General features: G+C 44.9%; 25 protein-coding genes. 8 read left to right on the top strand and 17 right to left on the bottom strand.

The genetic code is table 11. From position 1 onward, the window contains the following. Positions 1-62 precede the first annotated feature (62 nt). Positions 63-350, bottom strand: a complete 288-nt coding sequence (locus LBW89_RS19450; protein WP_225039913.1) for a hypothetical protein — start codon at positions 348-350, stop codon at positions 63-65. A gap of 258 nt (positions 351-608) precedes the next feature. Between LBW89_RS19450 and LBW89_RS19455 the strand changes: the two genes are divergently transcribed. After that, positions 609-1,277: an ArsR/SmtB family transcription factor gene (locus tag LBW89_RS19455; RefSeq protein WP_225039996.1), complete on the top strand. Its 669-nt coding sequence runs from the start codon at positions 609-611 to the stop codon at positions 1,275-1,277. 225 nt (positions 1,278-1,502) lie between these two features. Here the strand turns inward: LBW89_RS19455 and LBW89_RS19460 are convergent, their stop codons facing one another. The 12 genes from LBW89_RS19460 to LBW89_RS19515 form a co-directional block, all read right to left on the bottom strand. Beyond that, entirely contained in the window at positions 1,503-1,700 is a 198-nt protein-coding gene (locus LBW89_RS19460; RefSeq protein ID WP_225039998.1) for an EamA family transporter, read from the bottom strand. Between the two features lie 301 nt (positions 1,701-2,001). After that, complete coding sequence (locus LBW89_RS19465) at positions 2,002-2,640, bottom strand: nitroreductase family protein (protein WP_225039914.1); 639 nt, start codon at positions 2,638-2,640, stop codon at positions 2,002-2,004. A 32-nt stretch (positions 2,641-2,672) separates the two neighbouring features. Then, a complete protein-coding gene (locus tag LBW89_RS19470) occupies positions 2,673-3,071 on the bottom strand; it encodes a MarR family winged helix-turn-helix transcriptional regulator (protein WP_225039915.1) in 399 nt (132 codons plus the stop codon). A 295-nt stretch (positions 3,072-3,366) separates the two neighbouring features. Then, the gene (rarD, locus tag LBW89_RS19475) at positions 3,367-4,245 is read right to left on the bottom strand and encodes an EamA family transporter RarD (RefSeq protein ID WP_213505768.1); all 879 of its coding nucleotides are present in this window, start codon (positions 4,243-4,245) and stop codon (positions 3,367-3,369) included. A gap of 419 nt (positions 4,246-4,664) precedes the next feature. Next, complete coding sequence (locus tag LBW89_RS19480; RefSeq protein WP_225039916.1) at positions 4,665-5,156, bottom strand: AAA family ATPase; 492 nt, start codon at positions 5,154-5,156, stop codon at positions 4,665-4,667. A gap of 98 nt (positions 5,157-5,254) precedes the next feature. After that, positions 5,255-6,103, bottom strand: a complete 849-nt coding sequence (locus tag LBW89_RS19485; RefSeq protein ID WP_225040000.1) for a hypothetical protein — start codon at positions 6,101-6,103, stop codon at positions 5,255-5,257. A 47-nt stretch (positions 6,104-6,150) separates the two neighbouring features. Next, positions 6,151-7,176 (bottom strand): aminoglycoside phosphotransferase family protein, encoded by a 1,026-nt coding sequence (locus tag LBW89_RS19490; protein ID WP_318249415.1) that lies wholly within the window; start codon positions 7,174-7,176, stop codon positions 6,151-6,153. 202 nt (positions 7,177-7,378) lie between these two features. Further along, positions 7,379-8,125 (bottom strand): MerR family transcriptional regulator, encoded by a 747-nt coding sequence (locus LBW89_RS19495; RefSeq protein WP_225039917.1) that lies wholly within the window; start codon positions 8,123-8,125, stop codon positions 7,379-7,381. Then, positions 8,100-9,026: a DUF2268 domain-containing protein gene (locus LBW89_RS19500; RefSeq protein ID WP_225039918.1), complete on the bottom strand. Its 927-nt coding sequence runs from the start codon at positions 9,024-9,026 to the stop codon at positions 8,100-8,102. Before LBW89_RS19500 ends, LBW89_RS19495 begins: the two co-directional genes overlap by 26 nt. 232 nt (positions 9,027-9,258) lie before the next feature. Beyond that, the gene (locus LBW89_RS19505) at positions 9,259-9,759 is read right to left on the bottom strand and encodes an SRPBCC family protein (RefSeq protein WP_148457659.1); all 501 of its coding nucleotides are present in this window, start codon (positions 9,757-9,759) and stop codon (positions 9,259-9,261) included. Positions 9,760-9,777: 18 nt separating this feature from the next. Beyond that, positions 9,778-10,101, bottom strand: coding sequence for an ArsR/SmtB family transcription factor (locus LBW89_RS19510; RefSeq protein ID WP_225039920.1), 324 nt, complete (start codon positions 10,099-10,101; stop codon positions 9,778-9,780). A gap of 19 nt (positions 10,102-10,120) precedes the next feature. After that, the gene (locus LBW89_RS19515) at positions 10,121-10,456 is read right to left on the bottom strand and encodes a DUF1801 domain-containing protein (RefSeq protein WP_213505761.1); all 336 of its coding nucleotides are present in this window, start codon (positions 10,454-10,456) and stop codon (positions 10,121-10,123) included. Between the two features lie 182 nt (positions 10,457-10,638). On the opposite strand from LBW89_RS19515, the gene LBW89_RS19520 reads away from it, so the two are divergent. The 3 genes from LBW89_RS19520 (at position 10,639) to LBW89_RS19530 (ending at position 12,914) form a co-directional block, all read left to right on the top strand. Continuing rightward, positions 10,639-11,142, top strand: a complete 504-nt coding sequence (locus LBW89_RS19520) for a DedA family protein (protein ID WP_225039922.1) — start codon at positions 10,639-10,641, stop codon at positions 11,140-11,142. 65 nt (positions 11,143-11,207) lie between these two features. After that, positions 11,208-11,777 (top strand): class I SAM-dependent methyltransferase, encoded by a 570-nt coding sequence (locus LBW89_RS19525; protein WP_225039924.1) that lies wholly within the window; start codon positions 11,208-11,210, stop codon positions 11,775-11,777. Positions 11,778-11,810: 33 nt separating this feature from the next. Continuing rightward, positions 11,811-12,914: a sensor histidine kinase gene (locus LBW89_RS19530; RefSeq protein WP_225039926.1), complete on the top strand. Its 1,104-nt coding sequence runs from the start codon at positions 11,811-11,813 to the stop codon at positions 12,912-12,914. Between the two features lie 222 nt (positions 12,915-13,136). On the opposite strand, the gene LBW89_RS19535 is transcribed toward LBW89_RS19530, so the two are convergent. Continuing rightward, positions 13,137-13,892, bottom strand: coding sequence for a (S)-benzoin forming benzil reductase (locus LBW89_RS19535; RefSeq protein ID WP_225039928.1), 756 nt, complete (start codon positions 13,890-13,892; stop codon positions 13,137-13,139). Positions 13,893-13,918: 26 nt separating this feature from the next. Beyond that, complete coding sequence (locus tag LBW89_RS19540; RefSeq protein WP_225039929.1) at positions 13,919-14,512, bottom strand: TetR/AcrR family transcriptional regulator; 594 nt, start codon at positions 14,510-14,512, stop codon at positions 13,919-13,921. Between the two features lie 172 nt (positions 14,513-14,684). Here LBW89_RS19540 and LBW89_RS19545 point away from each other — a divergent pair, with 172 nt between their 5' ends. From LBW89_RS19545 to LBW89_RS19560, 4 genes are all read left to right on the top strand, one after another. Next, entirely contained in the window at positions 14,685-14,876 is a 192-nt protein-coding gene (locus tag LBW89_RS19545; RefSeq protein WP_148457667.1) for a hypothetical protein, read from the top strand. Further along, a complete protein-coding gene (locus LBW89_RS19550; protein WP_148457668.1) occupies positions 14,869-15,210 on the top strand; it encodes a hypothetical protein in 342 nt (113 codons plus the stop codon). The genes LBW89_RS19545 and LBW89_RS19550 overlap by 8 nt, the downstream gene beginning before the upstream one ends. A gap of 194 nt (positions 15,211-15,404) precedes the next feature. Continuing rightward, positions 15,405-16,217 carry a class I SAM-dependent methyltransferase gene (locus LBW89_RS19555; protein ID WP_225039931.1) on the top strand — a complete coding sequence of 271 codons (813 nt, stop codon included), beginning with the start codon at positions 15,405-15,407 and terminating at the stop codon, positions 16,215-16,217. A 150-nt stretch (positions 16,218-16,367) separates the two neighbouring features. Beyond that, a complete protein-coding gene (locus LBW89_RS19560; RefSeq protein WP_225039933.1) occupies positions 16,368-17,108 on the top strand; it encodes an EcsC family protein in 741 nt (246 codons plus the stop codon). 34 nt (positions 17,109-17,142) lie between these two features. Here LBW89_RS19560 and LBW89_RS19565 read toward each other — a convergent pair whose 3' ends face one another. After that, a complete protein-coding gene (locus LBW89_RS19565) occupies positions 17,143-17,520 on the bottom strand; it encodes a hypothetical protein (protein WP_225039935.1) in 378 nt (125 codons plus the stop codon). A gap of 120 nt (positions 17,521-17,640) precedes the next feature. Then, positions 17,641-19,935, bottom strand: a complete 2,295-nt coding sequence (locus LBW89_RS19570) for a glycosyl hydrolase (RefSeq protein WP_225039937.1) — start codon at positions 19,933-19,935, stop codon at positions 17,641-17,643. Between the last annotated feature and the right edge of the window lie 98 nt (positions 19,936-20,033).

Here is a 20,033-nt window from a genome sequence, read left to right on the forward strand (position 1 = left end):
CTGCCAATGTCGGTTTAAATTTATTTATTTACTCGAGAATAGTCATTACTACAACATCATTTCTAAAATGTATTATAAATGCGGATTTCCGGCTCAGCTTGAAGCAAGTTTTTAAGTCCCACTACAACGTCGTTCGTAAAAAGATCGCTTTCTAGGTACGCTATAGCATCAGCCTCGTTATTAAAACCATGCAGAACTTGAACATCTTCATCACGTACTAACAATTCTTTAGACACGGCACCAGGGATACCTGTAAGAAAAGGCTCCTTATACGTTGTATAGACCTTTGTAGCCGCATCCCTTTCCGGTGCATTAATTCTCAGTGTAATTTGAAGATATGCCTTTGCCATGATTTCGAACCTCCATTGGATAAATGTATCGATCTACTTAAACTCAACAATTCAATCGATTAATTGAATTATATTTCAGTGTTGTTATTTTAGTCAAGCAAACCCCATCCCTCTACTTTGATTACATTTAAGAACATGATAAAATTTTTAGTAATCAATTGATTTTATGATTCATTTCAGTAAATAAAGCTAATGTTTGAAGATAGATGTAATCGCGATAAAGCAAAAGAAAATAGCTCAGAATTGAGGTTGATTATGATGGAAGGTTCATTGGCTTCAGCTAAAATATTAAAAGAAGAACTGTATAAACAGCTTGCAAGGATTGGGAAATGTCTTTCGAGTGACAAACGGCTGGAGATTTTAAACGTATTATCCCAAAGTCCTAAAACTGTAGAGAAATTGGCAGTATGCACAGGCATGAATATGGCTAATGTATCACGCCATCTTCAAATTCTGCTTGATGCAAAGCTTGTTAAGTTCACCAAAAAAGGAACCTATGCCATTTATTCTTTGGCAGATCCGGAGGTCATCGATTTCATGTCATCCCTTTGGCGCATAAGCGAAAAGCAACTTCCCGATATCGCAAAGTTGAAAGACGATTTTCTGAACAACCTTGATGGTATTCAAACGCTGTCCATAGATGAAGTTATGGAGAAAGTGAATAATGAATCCATTGTATTGGTGGATCTGCGTCCTAAAGAAGAATTTGAAATGGGCCATATATCCGGAGCAATTTCAATGCCAATGGAGGAACTTGATACATTGATGTCGGAACTTCCCAAAGATGCGGAAGTCATCGCTTACTGTCAGGGACCACTTTGTGTATACTCGGCACTTGCAGTTCAAAAATTAAAACAAAAAGGTTATAAAGCATATCGTATGGATGAAGGGATAAATGAGTGGCAAGGACATGTAGTGCCTCATTAACTTAGCGCCGTCCGCACAGTTTCAAGCGAGCTATATTCTTGTCCCCCGACTTGTGCGGATGATTAAAAATCCCATCGTATATTTGATGGGATTTGACCTTAAATTTTTCAACATAATTAGTGATATGTTTTTAGTCTTTTCAACTCAATAACGCATCCTTTGAGCCGCGCCCTTTCATTTCGGCACAGATTAACGCTTCGCCGCTGAATATTGCAAGGTTTGCAGTCAAAAATACAACAGCATACCCAGAAGCGTTATTAATCCGCCTACAAGTTGAAAGACGGAGATGGTTTCCCCTAGGAAGAGATAAGCCAGTATAATAGCCAAAATAGGTTCTCCAATAATGCCTACGGACACCGTGGTAGCTCCAATCGACTTAAGCAGCCGATTGAAAAAATACTGGCCGAAGATTGTGGGGATAATTGCAAGCTAAGGGGAATACATCCAGTCTGAAGAATCGTAATTGGTTAAGGAAAAGCCACTCAGCACGCTGTAGACGAGCAGTACGCTTCCTCCGACAAAGAAGACCACGACACTATACAGATTCGCATAATCATGACAAACAGCGGCTGCAGCGCCAGGATTACCATGGAACTTGCTACCGAAGTATAAACAAGCGATTCCATCCAAAATAAGAAATGCAGTCCCAGCACGTATTAATCGTCTAAGTTCATTAGATCTGACCGAAATGTTTCGAGACGGCGATGGTTCATGCGTTAGATCCTCACTTCCACTCCGCTATACGGTCAATGGGAAGACGCGATGTTCTGCGCGGCTCTTGAGCGGATTTCCCTATAGAAATGAGCATAACCGGAACATAACGTTCCTTTTCCATACCAAATGCTTCCGCAATGCGGGATTTATCGTATCCGCCAATCGGGTTTGTATCATACCCATGCGCACGTGCAGAAAGCATCAGCTGCATGGATACCAGACCGGCGTCGATAAGAATCATTTCACGAAAAGCTTGTGCTGGCACACGTCCAAAAAGATCAGTATAGTTGGCCATGATTTGTTGTTTAACCTCTGGCGTCATATACCCTTTTTCCACATCCATACTCATAATTTCATCAGCATAGTCAAATGCCTTCATATCTCCGAAGACCGCAATGACTGCAGAGGAGGTTGTAACTTGTCTTTTGTTACCTGGAGCAAGCTCCTCAAGCGTCAATTTACCTTCTGGGCTGTCAATAACAAGAAATCTCCATGGTTGAAGATTTACGGATGACGGGGCCAAAGTCGCTTCTTCCAACATTTCAGTCATTTCCTCACGGCTGATTTTAACCGTCGGATCGTAAACACGCACGGAATGCCGGGAAGTAATAATGTCTTTATAATTTTGGTTAAGCGTCGATTTAGTCATGTTATTCTCTCCTAATCTTTTTATGAATCTGTCTAGTCTTGCTTATTTCCTATAATTAGTTGAACACGGCTGTTCAGCTTCTGAAGAGCTTGAATCAATCCGACTCGTTCCGATTCCGTGAGGTCTGCCTGCAGCTCCTCCAGAAATCGATCTTTCTCCGCTTTAAACAAAGCTACTTTACTTCTACCCTCTTCGGTTAACTGAACTAACGTAATTCGGTTGTCGCTCTCGGACCTAGTCCGCTGAAGTATACCTTCCGCTTCCAATTGCTGAACATGACGGGTCACTGCAGCTGGGTCAATAGACACTGCTTTCTGCAGATCCGACTGGCTGATTTGGCCGCCCGTCAGTTTGCAAAGGAGTTCGAGCCGATTGGGACTAACGCCGGCGCATCGTTCAAACCGGGTCGCAATATGCTTGTTTAAATGCATGAGCAAATACAGCAGATCATCTGTGTGACATGTAGAAATGATTAAGACCTCCTCTCACATCATTGACCCGTCAAAGGTTGATGGATCAATAATAAGGGATTCCTTACAGAAAATCAAGTCCTTTTACCTGCCATAATGAATATCTTTGGGCTAAGGTGTGGAAATCGCAAACTTTAACCGGATTGAAGTAATCCCGTAATATACAGCCGTTCTAGGAATGGATAAGAAAAAATAGCGAAAAACGGCCATCTCCGCCCCGTTGGACGGAAATGGCCGTAATGACGGTGCCGTTCCCTCAGCTCGCTTTTGCGAGTTTTATGCTGCGAACCGATGCCGCAGCGTAGACGACGAGCGCGGTCCAGATGAGCGCAAAGCCGATGAGCAGAACCGGCGAGACCGATTCCTTGAACACGAATATGCTCAGGATCAGCATGATCGTTGGCCCGATGTATTGTACGAAGCCTAGCGCGGACAGCGACATCCGGGCGGCCGCCCGCGCAAAGAAGAGCAGCGGCAGCGCCGTGACCACGCCGGAGAGAAGCAGTTCGACGAACGTGGACGCAGGCAGCGACCATGCCGTCGTCTTTCCCGCGGCGGCCAAATAGATCCAGTAGGCGAGCGCGACGGGCAGGATTACAGCCGTCTCCGACAACAAGCCTACAGAAGCGTCTTGTACGATCTTCTTTTTCGCGAGGCCGTACAAGCCGAACGAAACGGCCAGTGAGATCGCGACCCACGGGAACCGCCCGTAGTCGATGGCGATAATGAGCACCGCAATACCAGCGATGGCAATCGCGAACCATTGGCCGCGGCTTGGCTTCTCGCGAAGGAAGACGACGGCTAGCAGGACGTTCAGCAGCGGGTTCAAATAATAGCCGAGACTTGTCTCGACTACGTGGCCGCTGTTGACCGCCCAGATGAAGATGAGCCAGTTCGCGGCGATCAACAGGCCGCTGGCGGCGAGCGACAGCAGGAGCGAGCGGCTGGCGGCAATCCGCTTCATGTCACCCCAGCGGCGCTGGACGGCGACGAGAATACCCATGAAGACGAACGACCAGACAACCCGATGTGACAGTATTTCGCCTGCCGGCACATTGTCGAACAACTTCCAATAAAGCGGGAGAACCCCCCACATGATATACGCGATAATCGCGTTGACCAGACCACTTTTCATAATGAATCCCCTCTTCTCTCTCTGATGTCTGAATGATTACTTTACATCTTTTTCCAATGCTTTTGTTTTGGCAAAACCTCCGACTTAAAACAAAAAGACCGCAACGTATGCGGCTTTCCATGGTTTCTATAGGTACCTGTCGTTTTCCACTAACGCAGTTGCCCCGTGCTGAACATACCGTTCCGATTCTAATCGGTCTTGTTCCTTTTTGTCAATATACAATAATCGTGCGGTTGGGTTTATTTTGCGGCTCGATGCAAGCAGAAACGGACTAGCGTATGGTCGAACGCTAGTCCGTTTCTATAGCTCATTGAACCTTATCCTTACCTTGTTTCGAATGACTTTCCGTTGCGGGTGATTGTTCGGGACGCGGCCTGTCCATTTGCGGTAATCATCCAGCGCGGTCAAATCGTGCATATTCAGCGATGCTTCTTCGTTAATACCCATTCCTTGATTTGGTTCGCTACCTGTTCAGGTGGTATACTCGTAGTGTCTATGATCGGTAAGTTGGCGGAAATATAATTATTATACAGTTGATCCGCGTAAAGATTCGTACCCACTATCCCCTGTTTCGTCCAATTGCCGCGTTTCTGCAACCGTTCCGTTCGGCAGACGCTGCTGCAATGGAGCAGTAAATAGTGGATGGGATGAAAGAAATGAAAATGGTCACATATATTTACATCGTACGGATAAGGAACGGCTCCAAATAAAATGGTCGTATTCCCGCTTATCGAGTTTGCATATGCAATCCTGAGCCACTGTTGGCAAGCCGTCTGGAAATTTCCATCGACAATGATCGTGTCCATATCATAAACATTGAAGCCAGTACCCATGATTTTACGTACTATCTTTACAGCTGTCGATTTACCTGAACCGCTAGTTCCTGCAACAATATAAAGAGGAAATGTCATCTATTCATCTCCCTTCCTGTCAGTGAGGAGCTATAGATATAATATGCAAACCGAGTGGTGCAGGTATGGGAGAAATGCGGTTATTTCGAAACCATTTTTTACGAGTGAAAATATTCCGATAAAATCTCCACCAAACCATACTTGTAGTCGTGTAAATGATATAAAGAGTTGTTCACTTTTTTCTTGGCTATAGTTAAACGGTTAAAAATTTCTTCTTCCCATTCCCTCCTGGCTTCAAGAACCCGCAAAGTCCCTTCCACCCCTTTGTAATTGTGCTTTTTTCCATACCCTTGGCTTGTATAGTATTCAATAAATCCGTCTGACCATTCTTTAGGTCTCTCCTTTACAGCCTTCCTGAAAGAATGATCAAGATCGTTTTGTTCTATGTGAATCAATAATGGATTTAGCCGCTCCACAATGGTTGCCAGTTCAATAACGTAACTTATCACGCCTTTCTTCTTTGCCCCATATTTAATCATCCCCATGGTTACAGGGTTTTGTATAAAACAGCAATCAAAAACAAACGTTTCCGAACCACTCAAAGCATTTTCCGTAAACTGCTTCCATCTTTCTGTAATCCGCTCCCTATGTTGAGCCAACGGCAATTCATATACATCGTTTTTGGCAACGGCGTGCAGCAATTCATCTGGAAAATCCGACCCATATTCATTCTTTATTCTTCGATATTGCAGAAAGTAATTGTTATCTTGTTTTATCACATGTTGACTTAACAAGTCCTTGAAATTTATATAGGTACTTAATAGCTCCTCGAATTCACTTTTCTGAAAAAAGGCGACTCCCTCGTAATCAGCGGGATGTTCTAGATTTCCTTCCAAAAATAGCTGCGATTTCATGTTCATCTCTGTAAGTATTTCATGAACCAGTTGAGCGGTTGTTGTTTTCCCGAATCCCGGTAACCCCTCAATCAGGATTAATTTCGATTTCATCATTGGGCCCCCCATTCCTGATAGGAGGATAAGCAGGGAATTTCCTGCTAATTCCTCATCTCATAGATTTTTTGCAGGGTATGGATGTGCAGCGCTCTTTCATCGTTCGGTTCTTGAAGTTGGTTCCCCGATCCTGCGTCCATAAACCACTCCACAAGCCTGTATCCGAACAAGAGTAGAATCATCTCATAAACGCAGTTATCCGTTAGGTGTGAAATATCCGCATATTCCGAAAAGCCCTTGTAATACGCCGGGATACATCTATGGTAATATTCAACCATGTGTTCCATATCGGCTTCGTCCGCGATCAGACTTGCGATATCTTCGCCCAAATAGCCCCACCCGGTGGTATCCCAGTCCAGGAGCACGGTTCTACCGTCTGAATAGAATAGGTTTGCCACCCAAAAATCCCTGTGACACAGCACGATCGGCAGCTTTTCAATGCGGTTGAATATTTCATCTGCTTGTTCATCAATGTCGATGAGCATGTTACACAAGTGTTTCGGGATTTCGCAATCGTCGGAGCGAATATAATCGTACACTCGATTCCAGGACCGATAACGAAGATAGAAGTTCTTCATATAATCCACTTGGCTCAGGTTGGTCAAATTCTGTAAAAGAGCGGGCCGATCGGCATATAACTTGCCTTGGAACCGTCCCAGCTCCTCGGCTGCGCGTTCATACATATCGCCGGTCAAGTCTAAACCGGTTATGCCGTCGATATATTCCATCCAAATCTGCGTTTCCTTTTGTTCTTCGTTCATTTCAGCGTGATAACATTCAGGCCAACGGAATGATTCAGAAAACAGAACGCCGAAATTGGAGTTATAAAAATCATATTCCCTGCGCCATGAATCGGGATCGCCGTAGCGTTCCCATCTCTTCTGCGTTTTTAAAACGATTTTAAAGGGCAAATTCCCGCCGTCCGTGGTTTTGACATATCCCGTTACAAGCTGTACATCCCCCACTGTACCGCCATGCAATGACTTGGTTTGGAAATCCGCGCTGTTTATTGTTGTACCGAGCATGTTGCTTAAAACCTGTGTCAGCGTATCGACTTTGATTTCGCTCATGATAAAGCCCTCCCTTCCTATCTTTAACAAAGTTAAATCCGCAAGTATATAAACATCATATTTGAAAAGATGACAACGACGATAGGCCGACTATAGATATACTCAACTATTACCTCAGCCATAGCTCAGATATATAACAAAACCTCCCGTTTAGAGGCTATAAATTTCTACTTAGCTTCTTATGGGAGGTTTATAATTAATTTTACCGATTGATATGATACATGATCGCACTGTAAAGAAAATCCGCTAAATCCTCACTGCCATACTGATTAAAATAGTTTCTAAATCGTGCATCGAATTTGTAGGTATGGGCAATGCAAGCCAGCAACTCCGCATCACAGGTCATGAATTGACTTAGATTTTCTTTCCACTCCCCGATCAGTCGCTGCACTTCATCGGAGGCTGGATCCCGGTCGATACAAGCCGCTATTTGGCTGAATAGTTCCTCCATGGATTGAAAACGTTCCTCTTGATCCTCTGGAGATATTTTTCCCAACGTTTCATTAAACTCTTTATACGATTCTGTTTCACCATATATGAATTTTGCTTCATTTGCGTATTGTTCTTTCAAGGGCAAAACGGAAGAATGGTTGAAGATTTGTAACTGACTAATGTCCTTCCCCGCAACGTATTCGTCGAGAGCTATCATGATGGTTTCCAGTCTTTGTTTTTTCGATAATAAGGCTTGTCTCTTCTTCTTTAATATTTGTTTCTGTTCTTGTTTGGTCAGCTTTAAAATGTCCGCAATTTCTTTCAAGGAAAAATCCAATTCCTTGAATAGCAAAATCGTCTGGAGCTTTCCCAGACTGCTTCGATCATATAGTCGGTACCCTTTTTCCGTCAGGTGTGTCGGTTTAAATAAATGAATCCGATCGTAATAATGCAGGGTCCGAGCTGTAATGCCAGTAATTTGAACAATATCTTTAACGGCTAACAATGGTTTCTTCATCCCAAAATTCCTTCACCTCGTCCAGTATTTGAGCAGCCGGCGTGATTGTGGCCTCAAAGATCGACGTTCCTGTTTTTCTTAAATAATATTGGATCAAATGATATCCGCATGCGTAACCGGCGCTATAAGGCATATTGACCGGTTTAAAGTTTTGGAGCCTTGCGATCTCGTCACCGTAAAGATACGGCGCAAATTGATCAAGCCCGGTTAATTGCAGCTTCTCCCGAAGCACAGGCTTAATGCGTTCGTTAAGTGTTTCCGCGTTAGTTTTCGTTACCCAAGGGCCGAGGAAATCTTCTCCAAATAGGAGCGTAGCATAATTTTCGGCCAACCCCTCACTTACAATAAGCTCGCCCAAATTAACGGTATGATCCCACTGTATAAATTGATACCGCACATTATGGTTGCATTCGTGCGCGAGCGCAGCCTTCATTCGAGGAATCGTGTACTCATTCGGCAAGATTGTCCCCCAGATAAAGCCGGGAATGCCCCCAAAGCCGCTATATCCTTCGTTTATGGTCAAGGCACGGTTTTCGGGATCACCCAACCTAATGGTAAACAAATATTCAGTCTCAGGAAGGTTTACTTCATGTTCTATAAATAAGCCGAGGCTTTTCTTTACGGCAAGCTCACACTCTGACCAGAACGAATCTGATGAAATTAACTCGATCTCAGGTAAGAGCTGCCGGGTAATCTGATCAGGGGATCGATGCATCATATTATTCATCGTAATCACATCAAAACCGTTTGCCTCTCCCGCTCTAAAAGGGATCTGTTGAATTTGCCATTGTTTCATAAAGGGAGCCATCATTTCGTTTCTGAACAGCTCAAGCTTTTCCTCGGGCGAAGCCTGGGCCACTTTTTTATAAATTTGGTCCGAACGCAGTGCTTTTATGTTCATATCTCTCACTCCTAGTCGTTTATGGTGAGAATTATGCACTATGACCTAACGTCATAGTCAAGAACTATATAGTTCCGAACTAAGAATTGGCGTTGGGCAAGGATGTGATAGGCCAGTTCAACCTATATAGTGTTTTTTTGTTTCCACGCTTCGCGAGCTCAACTGGCTAAAGCCACTAATAAAACAAGCCTCGGAGTAGATTTCCCCCGAGGCTTCCGTCTTCCATAAAACTTTACTGTTGGTTGGCCAGATAATGGGCAAGCTGTTCGAAGGTGCCCTCGAATCCTTGTGCAACCATGGGTGCCATTGAGTCAAAGGCCTCCTGTTCCTCCGCAGAGGCATTGATCGGTCCACCCTGCAATGTGAGTACTGTTTTCCCCCCATTCTCTTCTAGTGTTAGAATATTCAGAATCTCAAGCGGCCAATTCGGATTGAACGGGGCACGGACGGTGTTACCTTCTTCATCGGAAAAAGACTGTACCCAGACCAGCTTCTCCGGTGCCAGTACTTCCTGGTAAACGAATTTGCCCCACATCGCGTGCTGTCCATCTGGCGACTTCTGGCAGCCAAGAAACATCCCGCCTGGACGAACGTCCATCTTAGCCACTTCAAGCGTAAACCCCTTTGGTCCCCACCAGTTGCCAAAGTGTGCCGGATTGGTCCAAACCTCAAATACCTGTTCTCGAGGTGCGTCAAACTCACGCTTCAATACAATTCCTGGTTTGTTATTCATTAAATCTCCTCCTTGGATTTAGGGATTATCTGATTTTTTTAATTGATTAAGATAATCGGATAAACGGTCAAACCGGTCTTCCCACATGCTTCGAAACGACTCGAGCCAGGTATCCATTTCCATGAATGGCTCAGGACGCAAACGGTAGATTCGCCGGTTGGCGTCCACCCGTGCTTCAACAAGGTCGGCTTCGTTCAACACCTTTAGATGTTTGGAGGCTTGGGGTTGCCGAAGATCCAACCGTACCGCAATTTCCCCGACCGAAAGCGGGCCTTCGCGCAACAGTTCGACGATCTGCAATCGGTTGGGTTCAGCAAGCGCGTTCAAAGTTGTCGTATCCATTGTCCCACCCGACTTCCTGTTACAATGTACTGGAGGCTTGTTTAAGAAGATTTGATAGCAGGCCGAGATCCGGAGTGTCGCCTTCCCGAAATTTGATCCACTTTCGTTCAGCTGGCCCTTCGAATCCTTTAGGAAAATCAATGCCGTCTGCGTTCATGATCATGAACGCAATGGCGTCCTTTGCAGGTGAGATCACCGCTGCATAGTGTCCATTCTTCAAAAAGTGAGGTTTCTTGTACTGAATACGTTCTTCTACTTCTGAAATGGTCTCATGAACCATATTCCGCAGGGTTGAACTAATCTCCCCTTGCCATTTCGGCAGATTTCCAAGGTAGTCTGTAACTTCCTGATTCATTCTTCTCTTCCCTCCCAATGAATAATTGCTTAGCTTATGCCCAGAGTATACCATATGAAGAATATTCCCGTAAAGGAATATTTAAATTCAGATTTTCTTTAGGTTTTCTTTAGAAATACTCTCACCAATTCCTTATTTTTTCTCGATATGCTACCTCTATCGAGATGAGGAGCTGAGCATTAATGATTGATAATTCCGTGTTGGACCTAGTCCACCGATATGGTTACCTATTCTTTTTTCTTGCTTTTTCCTTAGGGCCATTTGGAATTCCTATTCCCAATGAAGTCACCATTCTTACCGTAGCCGTTCTAGGGTCCTCTGGTGTGATTAATCACTGGGCCGCCTACATTTGTATTCTGGCTGGTTTGCTAACGGCCATCACCGTTTCTTATTTTGCGGGAAAGCTATTTGGTCACAGACTTAAGAAAAAACTATTAACCAATAAACACTACCTTAAAGCCGAATCCATTTTAAGAAAAAGAGGCGATATAGCCATGTGTATCGGGATGTTTATCCCGATCGTGCGTTACGTGATGCCTCTACTGATTGGAATGAGCGGTATGCATTACAAGAAATTTACTTTGATGACGTATTCAAGCGCTTTGCTATGGACGTTAGCTTTTTTTACATTAGGAACTTTCTTTGGAAATCCCGTTCTATCGATGCTTCATTCATCGAGTTTTTGAAGTCTCTGCCATGGAACGTATTTCGATAGAACCAGGTCAATTGATATTAGATGGAGGAATAATAAATGAAATCGAATAATAATCTGTTGTTTTTAAGGAGCTTTGTGAAAAATCCCAAAAATGTGGGGAGCATTATCCCAAGTTCTCGCTTCCTGGCCAATGCAATGGTTAAGCAAGTAGCTTGGAATGGAGTGACTGCTGTAGCGGAGCTCGGTTCAGGGACCGGAGCCATCACACGATACATTCATCAAAAGGCTAACGGGAAGACCAAGGTGTTCTTATTTGAAATGGATCAAACAATGAGAGACAATTTAACGAAAGAGTACCCTGCTTTCACTTCTCACCCGAATGCGGCCGCATTAGTCAATTCGATAAAGGCCGGCGGTGTGGAACACCTGGACTGCATTTTTAGCGGTTTGCCTTTTTTCAATTTTGAGCGCACATTAAGAAATACTTTAATGGAGCAAATTTATCAAGCGCTTAAACCCGGGGGATTGTTCATTGCATTTCAATATTCGCTGCAAATGAAGAAGCAGCTTTCCGAGAACTTTATCATAGAGAAAATTGAATTTGTCCCCCTCAATATTCCTCCCGCTTTTGTCTATGTGTGTCGTAAAAAGGAAAGCAATGAATAATATAGCATTACAGTATGGAGGGTTGGTTTAAAATTGACTGAACATGTTCAAAAGCCAAAACGTAAAAAGCGTATCCAAATGGATATTCTGCTTAGAATGATCATCAGCCTGGCGATTTCAATATGTATAAGCGATGTTTTCATTATGCTTTCCGTTAAAATTGGCAACGCTTTGGGCTCTGAATGGTATCTTCATTTCTTCCCCTATCTGAACTTTCCTTTGTTTGTAATTGCTTTTATCATGATTTTCCTGTTATTGACTCGCCGAATCGTCAAAGATTTGATTAAACTTGAGCATGGGCTCGAAAAGATCGCTGAAGGGAATTTGGGTTTTCGTGTAGCTGTCGATCGTCATGACGAACTTGGCAATGTTGCTATGAATATCAACAGAATGGCGGAGCGTTTGGAGGAACAAATCGCGAAAGAACGTAAAATCGAACAATCCAGAATGGAATGGATCACCGGTCTCTCACATGACTTGCGCACTCCGCTCACCAGTATCATTGGGTATATCCAACTTCTTAAAACCGAATCATTCCGAGACAAGGAGGAGTATTCACGCTTTGTTCAGAACACATACAACAAGGCCGTTCATCTGAGAAAGCTCCTGGATGATTTGTTCGAATATACCCGGCTAACGTCGGTCGGCGATACTCAGTTAAATCGGAAAGATATTGATCTGTTCCAACTTTTGGAGCAAATGTTGTTCGAATTCGAGCCGCTGGCACAAGAGAATGGAATCCGTATGGTGAAAGAGATAGGCCCCTCCCCCACTATGGCTTATGTGGACAGCGATAAAATCGCCAGAGCGATCGACAACCTTTTGATGAACGCCTTGAAATACTCATTTAAGCCCGGAACGATCTACGTCCGATTGAAAAAGCTTCCTACACATATCACTATAGAAGTCCAGAATAGGGGAACTCCACTCACAAAGAGTCAAGTAAACAAATTGTTTGATCGCTTTTATAAGGTCGATTTTTCAAGGAGTAGTGAAGGCATTCAAGCTGGCTCGGGACTCGGTCTTTCTATAGCCAGGAATATCGCGGAGCTGCATCAAGGCAGTCTAACCCTTCATCATGCCGATGATGTTTTTGTGTTTACATTGGAAGTACCCCTATGCAACTCCGGATCATGACTTCACGGTCTTGTCCCGAATTCATTAATTATCGAACGTGGTTCACCTTCAAAAGCCATATGAAACAGCACGTAGTGGTGGATATTGCGGGAGGAATTCTGGTTGGAGAACTGTGTCTCAGGTTAGCAGGGAAGTGGGTCATGATCAGACGATACAATAAGCAACATCCCGTCTGGAAAAGTGACTGACTCCCCTGCACTCCGTCGTTTACGCCGTTGCCTTTTACGAATCGATGGATTCCAAAACAACCGTTTTTCCAAAATCTTCACCAAATAGAATCTCGATTAATCTTTGCGCAGTGTATTCAGGCGTTTGTAATTTCCCTTCCTCAGATATTCGAATGAATTCACTAACATAGGGGAAAAGGTCATTGCTAACCGATCGTATTTCCGATTGTAAATTCGTATCGATCATGCCTGGATATACCGCGGTTATTTTTGCAGGATATGTAGCAAGCTTTTGTTCAATGTCCACACTCTTCGTAAAAGAGTCCAACCCAGCTTTTGCAGTGCTGTAACAGCTTTGTGACGGCAATAAATATTTTGCGGATGCTGAGGATATATTTAAGATCCTCTTGTCCACATTCATATTCTTGGTAAGTTTTAAATAGTTTGAGGTTATGATCATCGGTGCTAACAAATTTAAGTGGATGTTCTCTGTTATTTTCTCGGATGCGATCCGCTCAATGGGGCTCACAGGACCCAACATGGCGGCGTTATTGATCAGATAGATGGCTTCATGGTTGGAGTACAGAGCAATTCGATTAAAGACGTCTTCGAGAAGCTGATCGATTTCTCCAATATTTGTTAAGTCATAATTGCAATAGTCAAGGCTGCAGTCCATTTTCTTTGCCTGATCGATAATCCGTTGGTTCGTAGTTCTAGATATGCAGATCAGATGATGATTCTTATCGATTAATTGTTCAGCCAAAGATTCACCGATTCCCCGGGACGTTCCTGTAATAATAATATGCTTCAAGAGTATCACTCCTCCTCGCAGGCTCTCTATTGAATTTCTCGGCGAATCATTCTATCAATGAGCTCTTCCCAAATGATCCGGTATTCCATCTCCATGTTCATCATCTTACATCTGGACAAATTATCGATAAGCAGAGCAAGAATTTTGGAACTAACTTCGATATTTGAAGGGGCAATCAGCCCAAATTCCACACCTTTCGATAAGAGATGGATAAAACCGTCTAGAAAATCTTGTTGAACTTTCAATAAAGGCGCTTTAAATTGGTCGTCTCGTTCGGCGAGCATGGTAAACTCGCTTAATACTCTTAGTTTTGAACGATGATCTTCGTCATCGCTTGGCAGCATGTTCAGACCGCCTCTAACTAAAGTCTCTACAAAGTTGTCTTTATTAACGGAATCCATGTCAAAGTAAGCGGCAAAATAATGACCTTTAAAAATGTACTCAAATGTACGATGAATCAACTCTTCTTTGGTAGCAAAATGATAGTAAATCGAGGATTTCGTGATTCCCACTTTTTTCGAAATCATGCCTAAACTCGTCTTTTCTATTCCATGCTCTGCAAACAACTCGAATGCTGCTTGGACGATATGGCTGGATGTAATCTCTCTCTTCTTGATCACCCTCAGACCCTTTCCAATGAATTAAGGTCAAGTATACGGTGTATCTTCAAGAGTTGTCAATAATTTAACGACCGATCGTTCAATTTTTAACACAGGATAATTCCATAGAGAGGCGGTCATACTACATGCATTCGGCTTTGGCCCAATTAGGATCGGAAAGGAATGTTGAAAAATGAGCAACACTGAAAAACGCGGACAAGTGGAGTTTCACTCGCCCGCAGTTAAGCTGACGGCTGAATTGCCTAGTGATGAGAAGATGCGGGAACACCTCGATGAGCTGAAAGCGAATGATGGTTTTCAAGGCTCCTGCACCGTCTCGCCAAATGCGCACAGTAAGCGAAAGGAAGTGGAGACTGATGAATGAATGCCTGCGACCCGTTATGGACTGGCTCGACGAGCATATGGGGAGAAGCCTGCATATCCGCAAAGCGGAACAAGGAGATACCGACGAGGTCCGACTGAAGCTGGAGCATACGGACATACGCGATGATCGTAGCCATGCCTTAGACGACTACACGGGCGGGCCGGTGCTGATTTTGCAAGGAGAAGGCCGGGTAATCCAGCCGGGTGGCACAGAGCTTAACCTGCCTGGAAACGCATTTCTGATCCCGGTAGAAAATATAATGCAGGCTCGGATAGACGGCCAGACCATTACGGTTGAGACGGGGCGTGCCCGTTACGATATTACCGAGTCCTAAAAGGGATTCGTGCTCTCCCCAAATCATTTCCAAATAGCTCGCCTCTCCCCCCCCATTCGATAAATAACTGCCTGATAAATGGATATTAGATAGATTTTTTGTATCAAAAAATGGTATATTTTTGGGGAGCTAATCGCACAGGTGTTCGATTAATGCAGTCAGGCTCAAGCTATATTTTTGGGGGAGGGCACAATATGGACAAGCATGCTGTTCATAGAACAAACGTAATAGGTGCAGGAGAGGTTGGAAACGCTGTCACGGTCAGCCTGGATAAAGACTCCATTCATCAAACGAATATCCACTTTTGGGACACCAAAGGAAATGAAATTTTAGGAGCAACCGCGCTCCCTCTTTATGGAGCTTTTGTCTCGGAAGAACAATGCCAACTTTTTGGCGATGTTTCAGGATCAAAAATGTTGGAGATCGGCTGCGGGACCGGTCATTCTTTGCAATATCACGGAGAGCGCAATGCATCTGAATTATGGGCTCTGGATATATCGGACAAACAAATCGAAAAGGCAAAGCAACATTTGACGGCATGCGGCCTTTCGGCAAATTTTATATGCTCTCCCATGGAAGAAGAATGCGGCATACCCACGGATTATTTTGACTATGTTTATTCGGTTTATGCCATAGGCTGGACCACCGACCTTGAGGGTACATTCCGCCGAATCGCTTCTTACCTAAAAAAAGACGGCGTATTTATTTTCAGTTGGTCTCACCCCATACACAAATGTGTTGTTGCGGAAGACGACATGCTTGTTTTTAAAAAATGTTATTTCGACGAATCTTGGTATGCGGTAACCCTGGACGAAGGCACGCTATCCTTATCGGACCGCAAACTATCAACCTATGTGAATGCGCTCTCAAAAGCGGGATTCGTCATTGAGCAGATGGTTGAGCAATCGGATGAAGAGTTGATGGAATTGCGGGACGTTAACAGCGAATTTGCAAAAAAAGCAAAGATGCTGCCCGTAACTTTTGTAATCAAAGCAAGAAAACGGTAGGCGATCGAAACGAAAAAAGGCTGCTTCCTTGTGAAGCAGCCGCTGACCATACTGTTTGGGTTGACAGCCTCGGCTTGCCGTACTTGGGTGCTATGGAAAGAATTATGGTATGTTTCGTAATATAGAGTCTTGTTTGAGGAGCGATTGATTATGAATTACGAACTTAAAATACGGAGGGAAATCGCAGACTGGGAAGAAAAAATGTTCAAATCGCCGGGATGGCTGGAAAAAACCTCGAAGACCATCGGTAATCGAATAAACCAGTTGATCCCTCCAAAGGTACAGAGCGTGATGACTACCACCATACGTTCGATCGTGCGGACAGCCTTGTTTGGTGCGGAATATACGCCTAGCCGTTCGGTAAAAAGTAATCCGGAACTGGAGTCTTCCGATCAAGAAGCGAAAGAATTGTTCACCTTGTATCAAAAAATCGCGGTTGCCGAAGGCGCAGGAACCGGAGCTGGCGGCTTTGTGCTCGGATTGGTGGACTTTCCGGCGTTAATTGCGATCAAGATGAAGTTTTTGTTCGAGCTGGCGCATGTTTATGGTTATGATACCAAACAATTTTCCGAGCGGGTTTTCATTCTCAAGGTATTCCAAATGACGTTTTCAGGCCCGGAAAATCGCGCCCGGCTGCTCTCCTCCATCAAAAATTGGCATATTGAAAAAGAACAATGGCGCTCCGACGCCGAATACTCCCGGAATATGGACTGGGAAACGTTTCAGATCGAGTATCGCGACGCCATCGACTTCCGGAAAATGCTGCAGATGATGCCCGGGATCGGCGCACTCGCAGGCGCATGGGCCAATTATACCATCCTTGAGGAACTGCGGGAATTCGCCATGAACGCGTACCGCCTGCGCAGATTACACGATGATTTGTCGCCATAAGATTCATGATTATACGTGTTGCCGGGTTTGCCGATCACGCTTGCTCAACATTTTCAATCCAATCGTTCAAATAGAAAATCGCTGCATGAAACGCCTCTATCCTTCTTGAAATGTAGGTCCGCTGCCCACTTCCCTCTTTCGCCTTCTCCAAATAGGAAGGAAGGGCCGTCAGCAGGTCCTCTAGCACCTTTTTGGCTTCAATTAAATCGGTTCTGTCGACGTCAAATTCCTGGCCTTCCCATTGTGCAAGGAGTGTATTAAGGCCAATCCGAGCTGCATTTAGTCGCTTCTCAAGCAGCTTCGTCTGGGGCGCATTTGCTTTCAAATGAGCCAGTGCCTTTTCCGATTTGCGAATAATCGAATGAAACGCTTCAATGGACTGCCGTTTTTCTTCCGCCGTCAAGTTTTTCATGAGCCTATCACCGCACTTTCCATAGATAAAAGACTAATTTTAATCATACCCTCTTACCTTCCCTAACTCAAAAAAAGTTGGAGCGGGATTTTAACTCCCGCCCCAACCCGTACATCCTCTTTAAGGTTCTATCCCCCATACGAGCTGACTGTTCAAGTACCCGGTAACCTGCGCATGATTTTCGAACTGGCTGCCCGAGGCCTTAAACGAGTAATCGTCAGTCTGGTTGTAATTGGACCAGTCGGCTTTGGAGAACCGGGTTTGAATTTCTGCGCTTTGGCCGGGATCAAGCGTTCCCGCCGAGCTCGCAAAGCCAATCTCCAAAGCATAATCGGCTCCGGCAACCGGAGTCGCCAGTTTAACGAAATGCCCGGTTACATTCGCATTCCCTATACTGGCCCAGTCGCACCAGAAACTCTGTGAATTTTCACCGTCTACCGTATAGTAGTACCGGAGTTTTACATCGCTTAACCGAATTGCCGAATCACCGGTGTTGATCACTTTGAATTTGGGTGAAATTCCGTTGGTGGATTCGCTCGTTATGCCGTTGAAGGCTTGGATCGTCAAGTTTCCCGCCGGTACGGACACACCGCTGTCCTTTACATGGACTGTAAGAACCGCGTCATTACCACCGCTGAATTGAAAGGTTATCGTATTCTGACCGAGCGGAAGCCCGGCCAGAAATTCTTTTTTCAACAGCAGCGTATTGCCGCTTACCGTATAGTCCTGTATCTCGGTCAATGGTGTGGTACCCGCTCGAAGACCGGTTAAGGCGTTCCCGTTAGCATTTATGGTTATGGCCTTATCGCTTTGGCCCGGCGTGAATTTGTCAAATTCGACGGTTGTAGGGGTGATGGACGCGTTTTGTGTCGGATTCCCACCCGTTAAATCGGGCAGTTCATCCAACGTGATGACATAATCGCTTTGGTAAAGCGTCGTCAGAGTGGCCGGATAATTAAAGGCGGAACTCATAAGATGCTCGCCATACCAAGGACAGAAATAGAGCCACCCCGCTTTTTCCTCGGTCAGATTCTGCACGCTTGGCACCGTATCGTTCTCTGTCATCGCCACCATTTTCGTGCCGTCGGTTAAATTCACAAGCTGATAGAAAATCGAACTGATGGCATCCTCATTGGGTACGCCGGACAGACCGTCATAACGGTTGTAGATGGTGTTGTATTTATCATAGCCGACAATATCCACCTGATCGTTGCCGGGATACCAGGCGGGGGAAGTACTGTACACGTAGCTGTTGTAGGTCCAGATCAAATTGTGCAGCCCGTACGTCTCCGTAAGTTCGGTGTAAAGTTGGTGCCACAGCTGCTTGTATACTTCCGCGCCGGCCGAAGCCCACCAGAACCAGGCGCCTTCCCCATTCAATCCGCCGTTGCCCTCTGCCTCATGATAGGGACGGAAAATCACCGGCACATGGTTTTCCTGGAGAATCAGCAGCTGTTCCGCCAAATCCTCAATGGTCATCATGACGTATTGATATTCTTTCGTACCGGGAACCACCGCATTGGCCGTATTAAAATTTGTTTCCGTCGGCTTGTAGGTGGCGTTCTTCCAATCCACAAACTCCCCGAGCTGATAGGAAGTAAAATCTCGGGGCACATTGATATGCCAGGAGGCCGTCGCGATCCCGCCCCGGTTATTCACCCAATCGATCATCCGGTCGGTTGTGCCGTCCTCCCAGCCGTAGAGCGGATTATAGTTCATAAGGTCGAAGCCGCGAATAGCCGGGTACTTGCCGGTTAAGTTGTAGATCCATTCAAACTCCAGCTCGGAATTGCCGTCATTTCCGCCTCCATAAATCTCCTGCTGGCCGGAAATAATATGGTTGCCGTAGACCTCCGTTAAGTAATTCATCAAAAGCTGAGTTTCCGGCGTGGCTTCAGGATCGCTGAGAACGGGCTGCACATCCAGGGGATCCAGATCCGCAACATCCACCGTGAAGGTATCAAAATAAGCGAATCCCCAACCGGCTTTCAATTGAATCGTGTTGCTTCCTTCCTTCAGTTTATGAAAGCCAAAATCGAAATTCGACCACTCGGTCGTGTAGGGCAGCATATACGACCCCTTGGTGACCCCGTTTATGGCTAAATATTGCAGCCTGCCGTCCGGACTGAGCTCTTGCATATACCGGGTGGAGATCTCATACAAACCGGTTTCCGGAACGGTCACAGTAAAAGTGATTGTGCCGGAATTCTGCATCCAGACAAATCCGCTCCCGGAGAAACCGGGCTTGGGTTGTCCGTATATCTCGGTCGCCACTTGAAGATCGGAAGTAAGCTGTGCGTCTTCGCCTTCAATCGTAAAAAGTGCGGTGTCTGCATTAACGGTCGCTGTCATCCATCCAAACAGAAGTGCAAATGCCAACATGAATGCGCCTGTCTTTTTGAGCCAATTGTTCATTTCCATCTTTCCTTTCCATGTAAAAGATGATAAATAATCGCTCAATTGTTCAAATCATGGATGCGCTTTCAAAGTTAACATATCACAGGTTACAAAAT

The sequence above is a fragment of the Paenibacillus sp. alder61 genome, from assembly GCF_020179875.1.
Classification (GTDB): Bacteria; Bacillota; Bacilli; order Paenibacillales; family Paenibacillaceae; genus Fontibacillus; species Fontibacillus faecis.

Bases quoted from the DNA above. Each gene is read 5' to 3' on its own strand.
- LBW89_RS19545 (WP_148457667.1), top strand. From the start codon at position 14,685: ATGAGCAACACTGAAAAACGCGGACAAGTGGAGTTTCACTCGCCCGCA.
- LBW89_RS19485 (WP_225040000.1), bottom strand. From the start codon at position 6,103: ATGAAATCGAAATTAATCCTGATTGAGGGGTTACCGGGATTCGGGAAA.
- LBW89_RS19550 (WP_148457668.1), top strand. From the start codon at position 14,869: ATGAATGAATGCCTGCGACCCGTTATGGACTGGCTCGACGAGCATATG.
- LBW89_RS19465 (WP_225039914.1), bottom strand. From the start codon at position 2,640: ATGACTAAATCGACGCTTAACCAAAATTATAAAGACATTATTACTTCC.
- LBW89_RS19560 (WP_225039933.1), top strand. From the start codon at position 16,368: ATGAATTACGAACTTAAAATACGGAGGGAAATCGCAGACTGGGAAGAA.
- LBW89_RS19520 (WP_225039922.1), top strand. From the start codon at position 10,639: ATGATTGATAATTCCGTGTTGGACCTAGTCCACCGATATGGTTACCTA.
- LBW89_RS19565 (WP_225039935.1), bottom strand. From the start codon at position 17,520: ATGAAAAACTTGACGGCGGAAGAAAAACGGCAGTCCATTGAAGCGTTT.
- LBW89_RS19490 (WP_318249415.1), bottom strand. From the start codon at position 7,176: ATGAGCGAAATCAAAGTCGATACGCTGACACAGGTTTTAAGCAACATG.
- LBW89_RS19515 (WP_213505761.1), bottom strand. From the start codon at position 10,456: ATGAATCAGGAAGTTACAGACTACCTTGGAAATCTGCCGAAATGGCAA.
- LBW89_RS19510 (WP_225039920.1), bottom strand. From the start codon at position 10,101: ATGGATACGACAACTTTGAACGCGCTTGCTGAACCCAACCGATTGCAG.
- LBW89_RS19450 (WP_225039913.1), bottom strand. From the start codon at position 350: ATGGCAAAGGCATATCTTCAAATTACACTGAGAATTAATGCACCGGAA.
- LBW89_RS19495 (WP_225039917.1), bottom strand. From the start codon at position 8,125: ATGAAGAAACCATTGTTAGCCGTTAAAGATATTGTTCAAATTACTGGC.
- LBW89_RS19480 (WP_225039916.1), bottom strand. From the start codon at position 5,156: ATGACATTTCCTCTTTATATTGTTGCAGGAACTAGCGGTTCAGGTAAA.
- LBW89_RS19505 (WP_148457659.1), bottom strand. From the start codon at position 9,759: ATGAATAACAAACCAGGAATTGTATTGAAGCGTGAGTTTGACGCACCT.
- rarD (WP_213505768.1), bottom strand. From the start codon at position 4,245: ATGAAAAGTGGTCTGGTCAACGCGATTATCGCGTATATCATGTGGGGG.
- LBW89_RS19470 (WP_225039915.1), bottom strand. From the start codon at position 3,071: ATGCATTTAAACAAGCATATTGCGACCCGGTTTGAACGATGCGCCGGC.
- LBW89_RS19555 (WP_225039931.1), top strand. From the start codon at position 15,405: ATGGACAAGCATGCTGTTCATAGAACAAACGTAATAGGTGCAGGAGAG.
- LBW89_RS19500 (WP_225039918.1), bottom strand. From the start codon at position 9,026: ATGAACATAAAAGCACTGCGTTCGGACCAAATTTATAAAAAAGTGGCC.
- LBW89_RS19525 (WP_225039924.1), top strand. From the start codon at position 11,208: ATGAAATCGAATAATAATCTGTTGTTTTTAAGGAGCTTTGTGAAAAAT.
- LBW89_RS19570 (WP_225039937.1), bottom strand. From the start codon at position 19,935: ATGAACAATTGGCTCAAAAAGACAGGCGCATTCATGTTGGCATTTGCA.
- LBW89_RS19455 (WP_225039996.1), top strand. From the start codon at position 609: ATGGAAGGTTCATTGGCTTCAGCTAAAATATTAAAAGAAGAACTGTAT.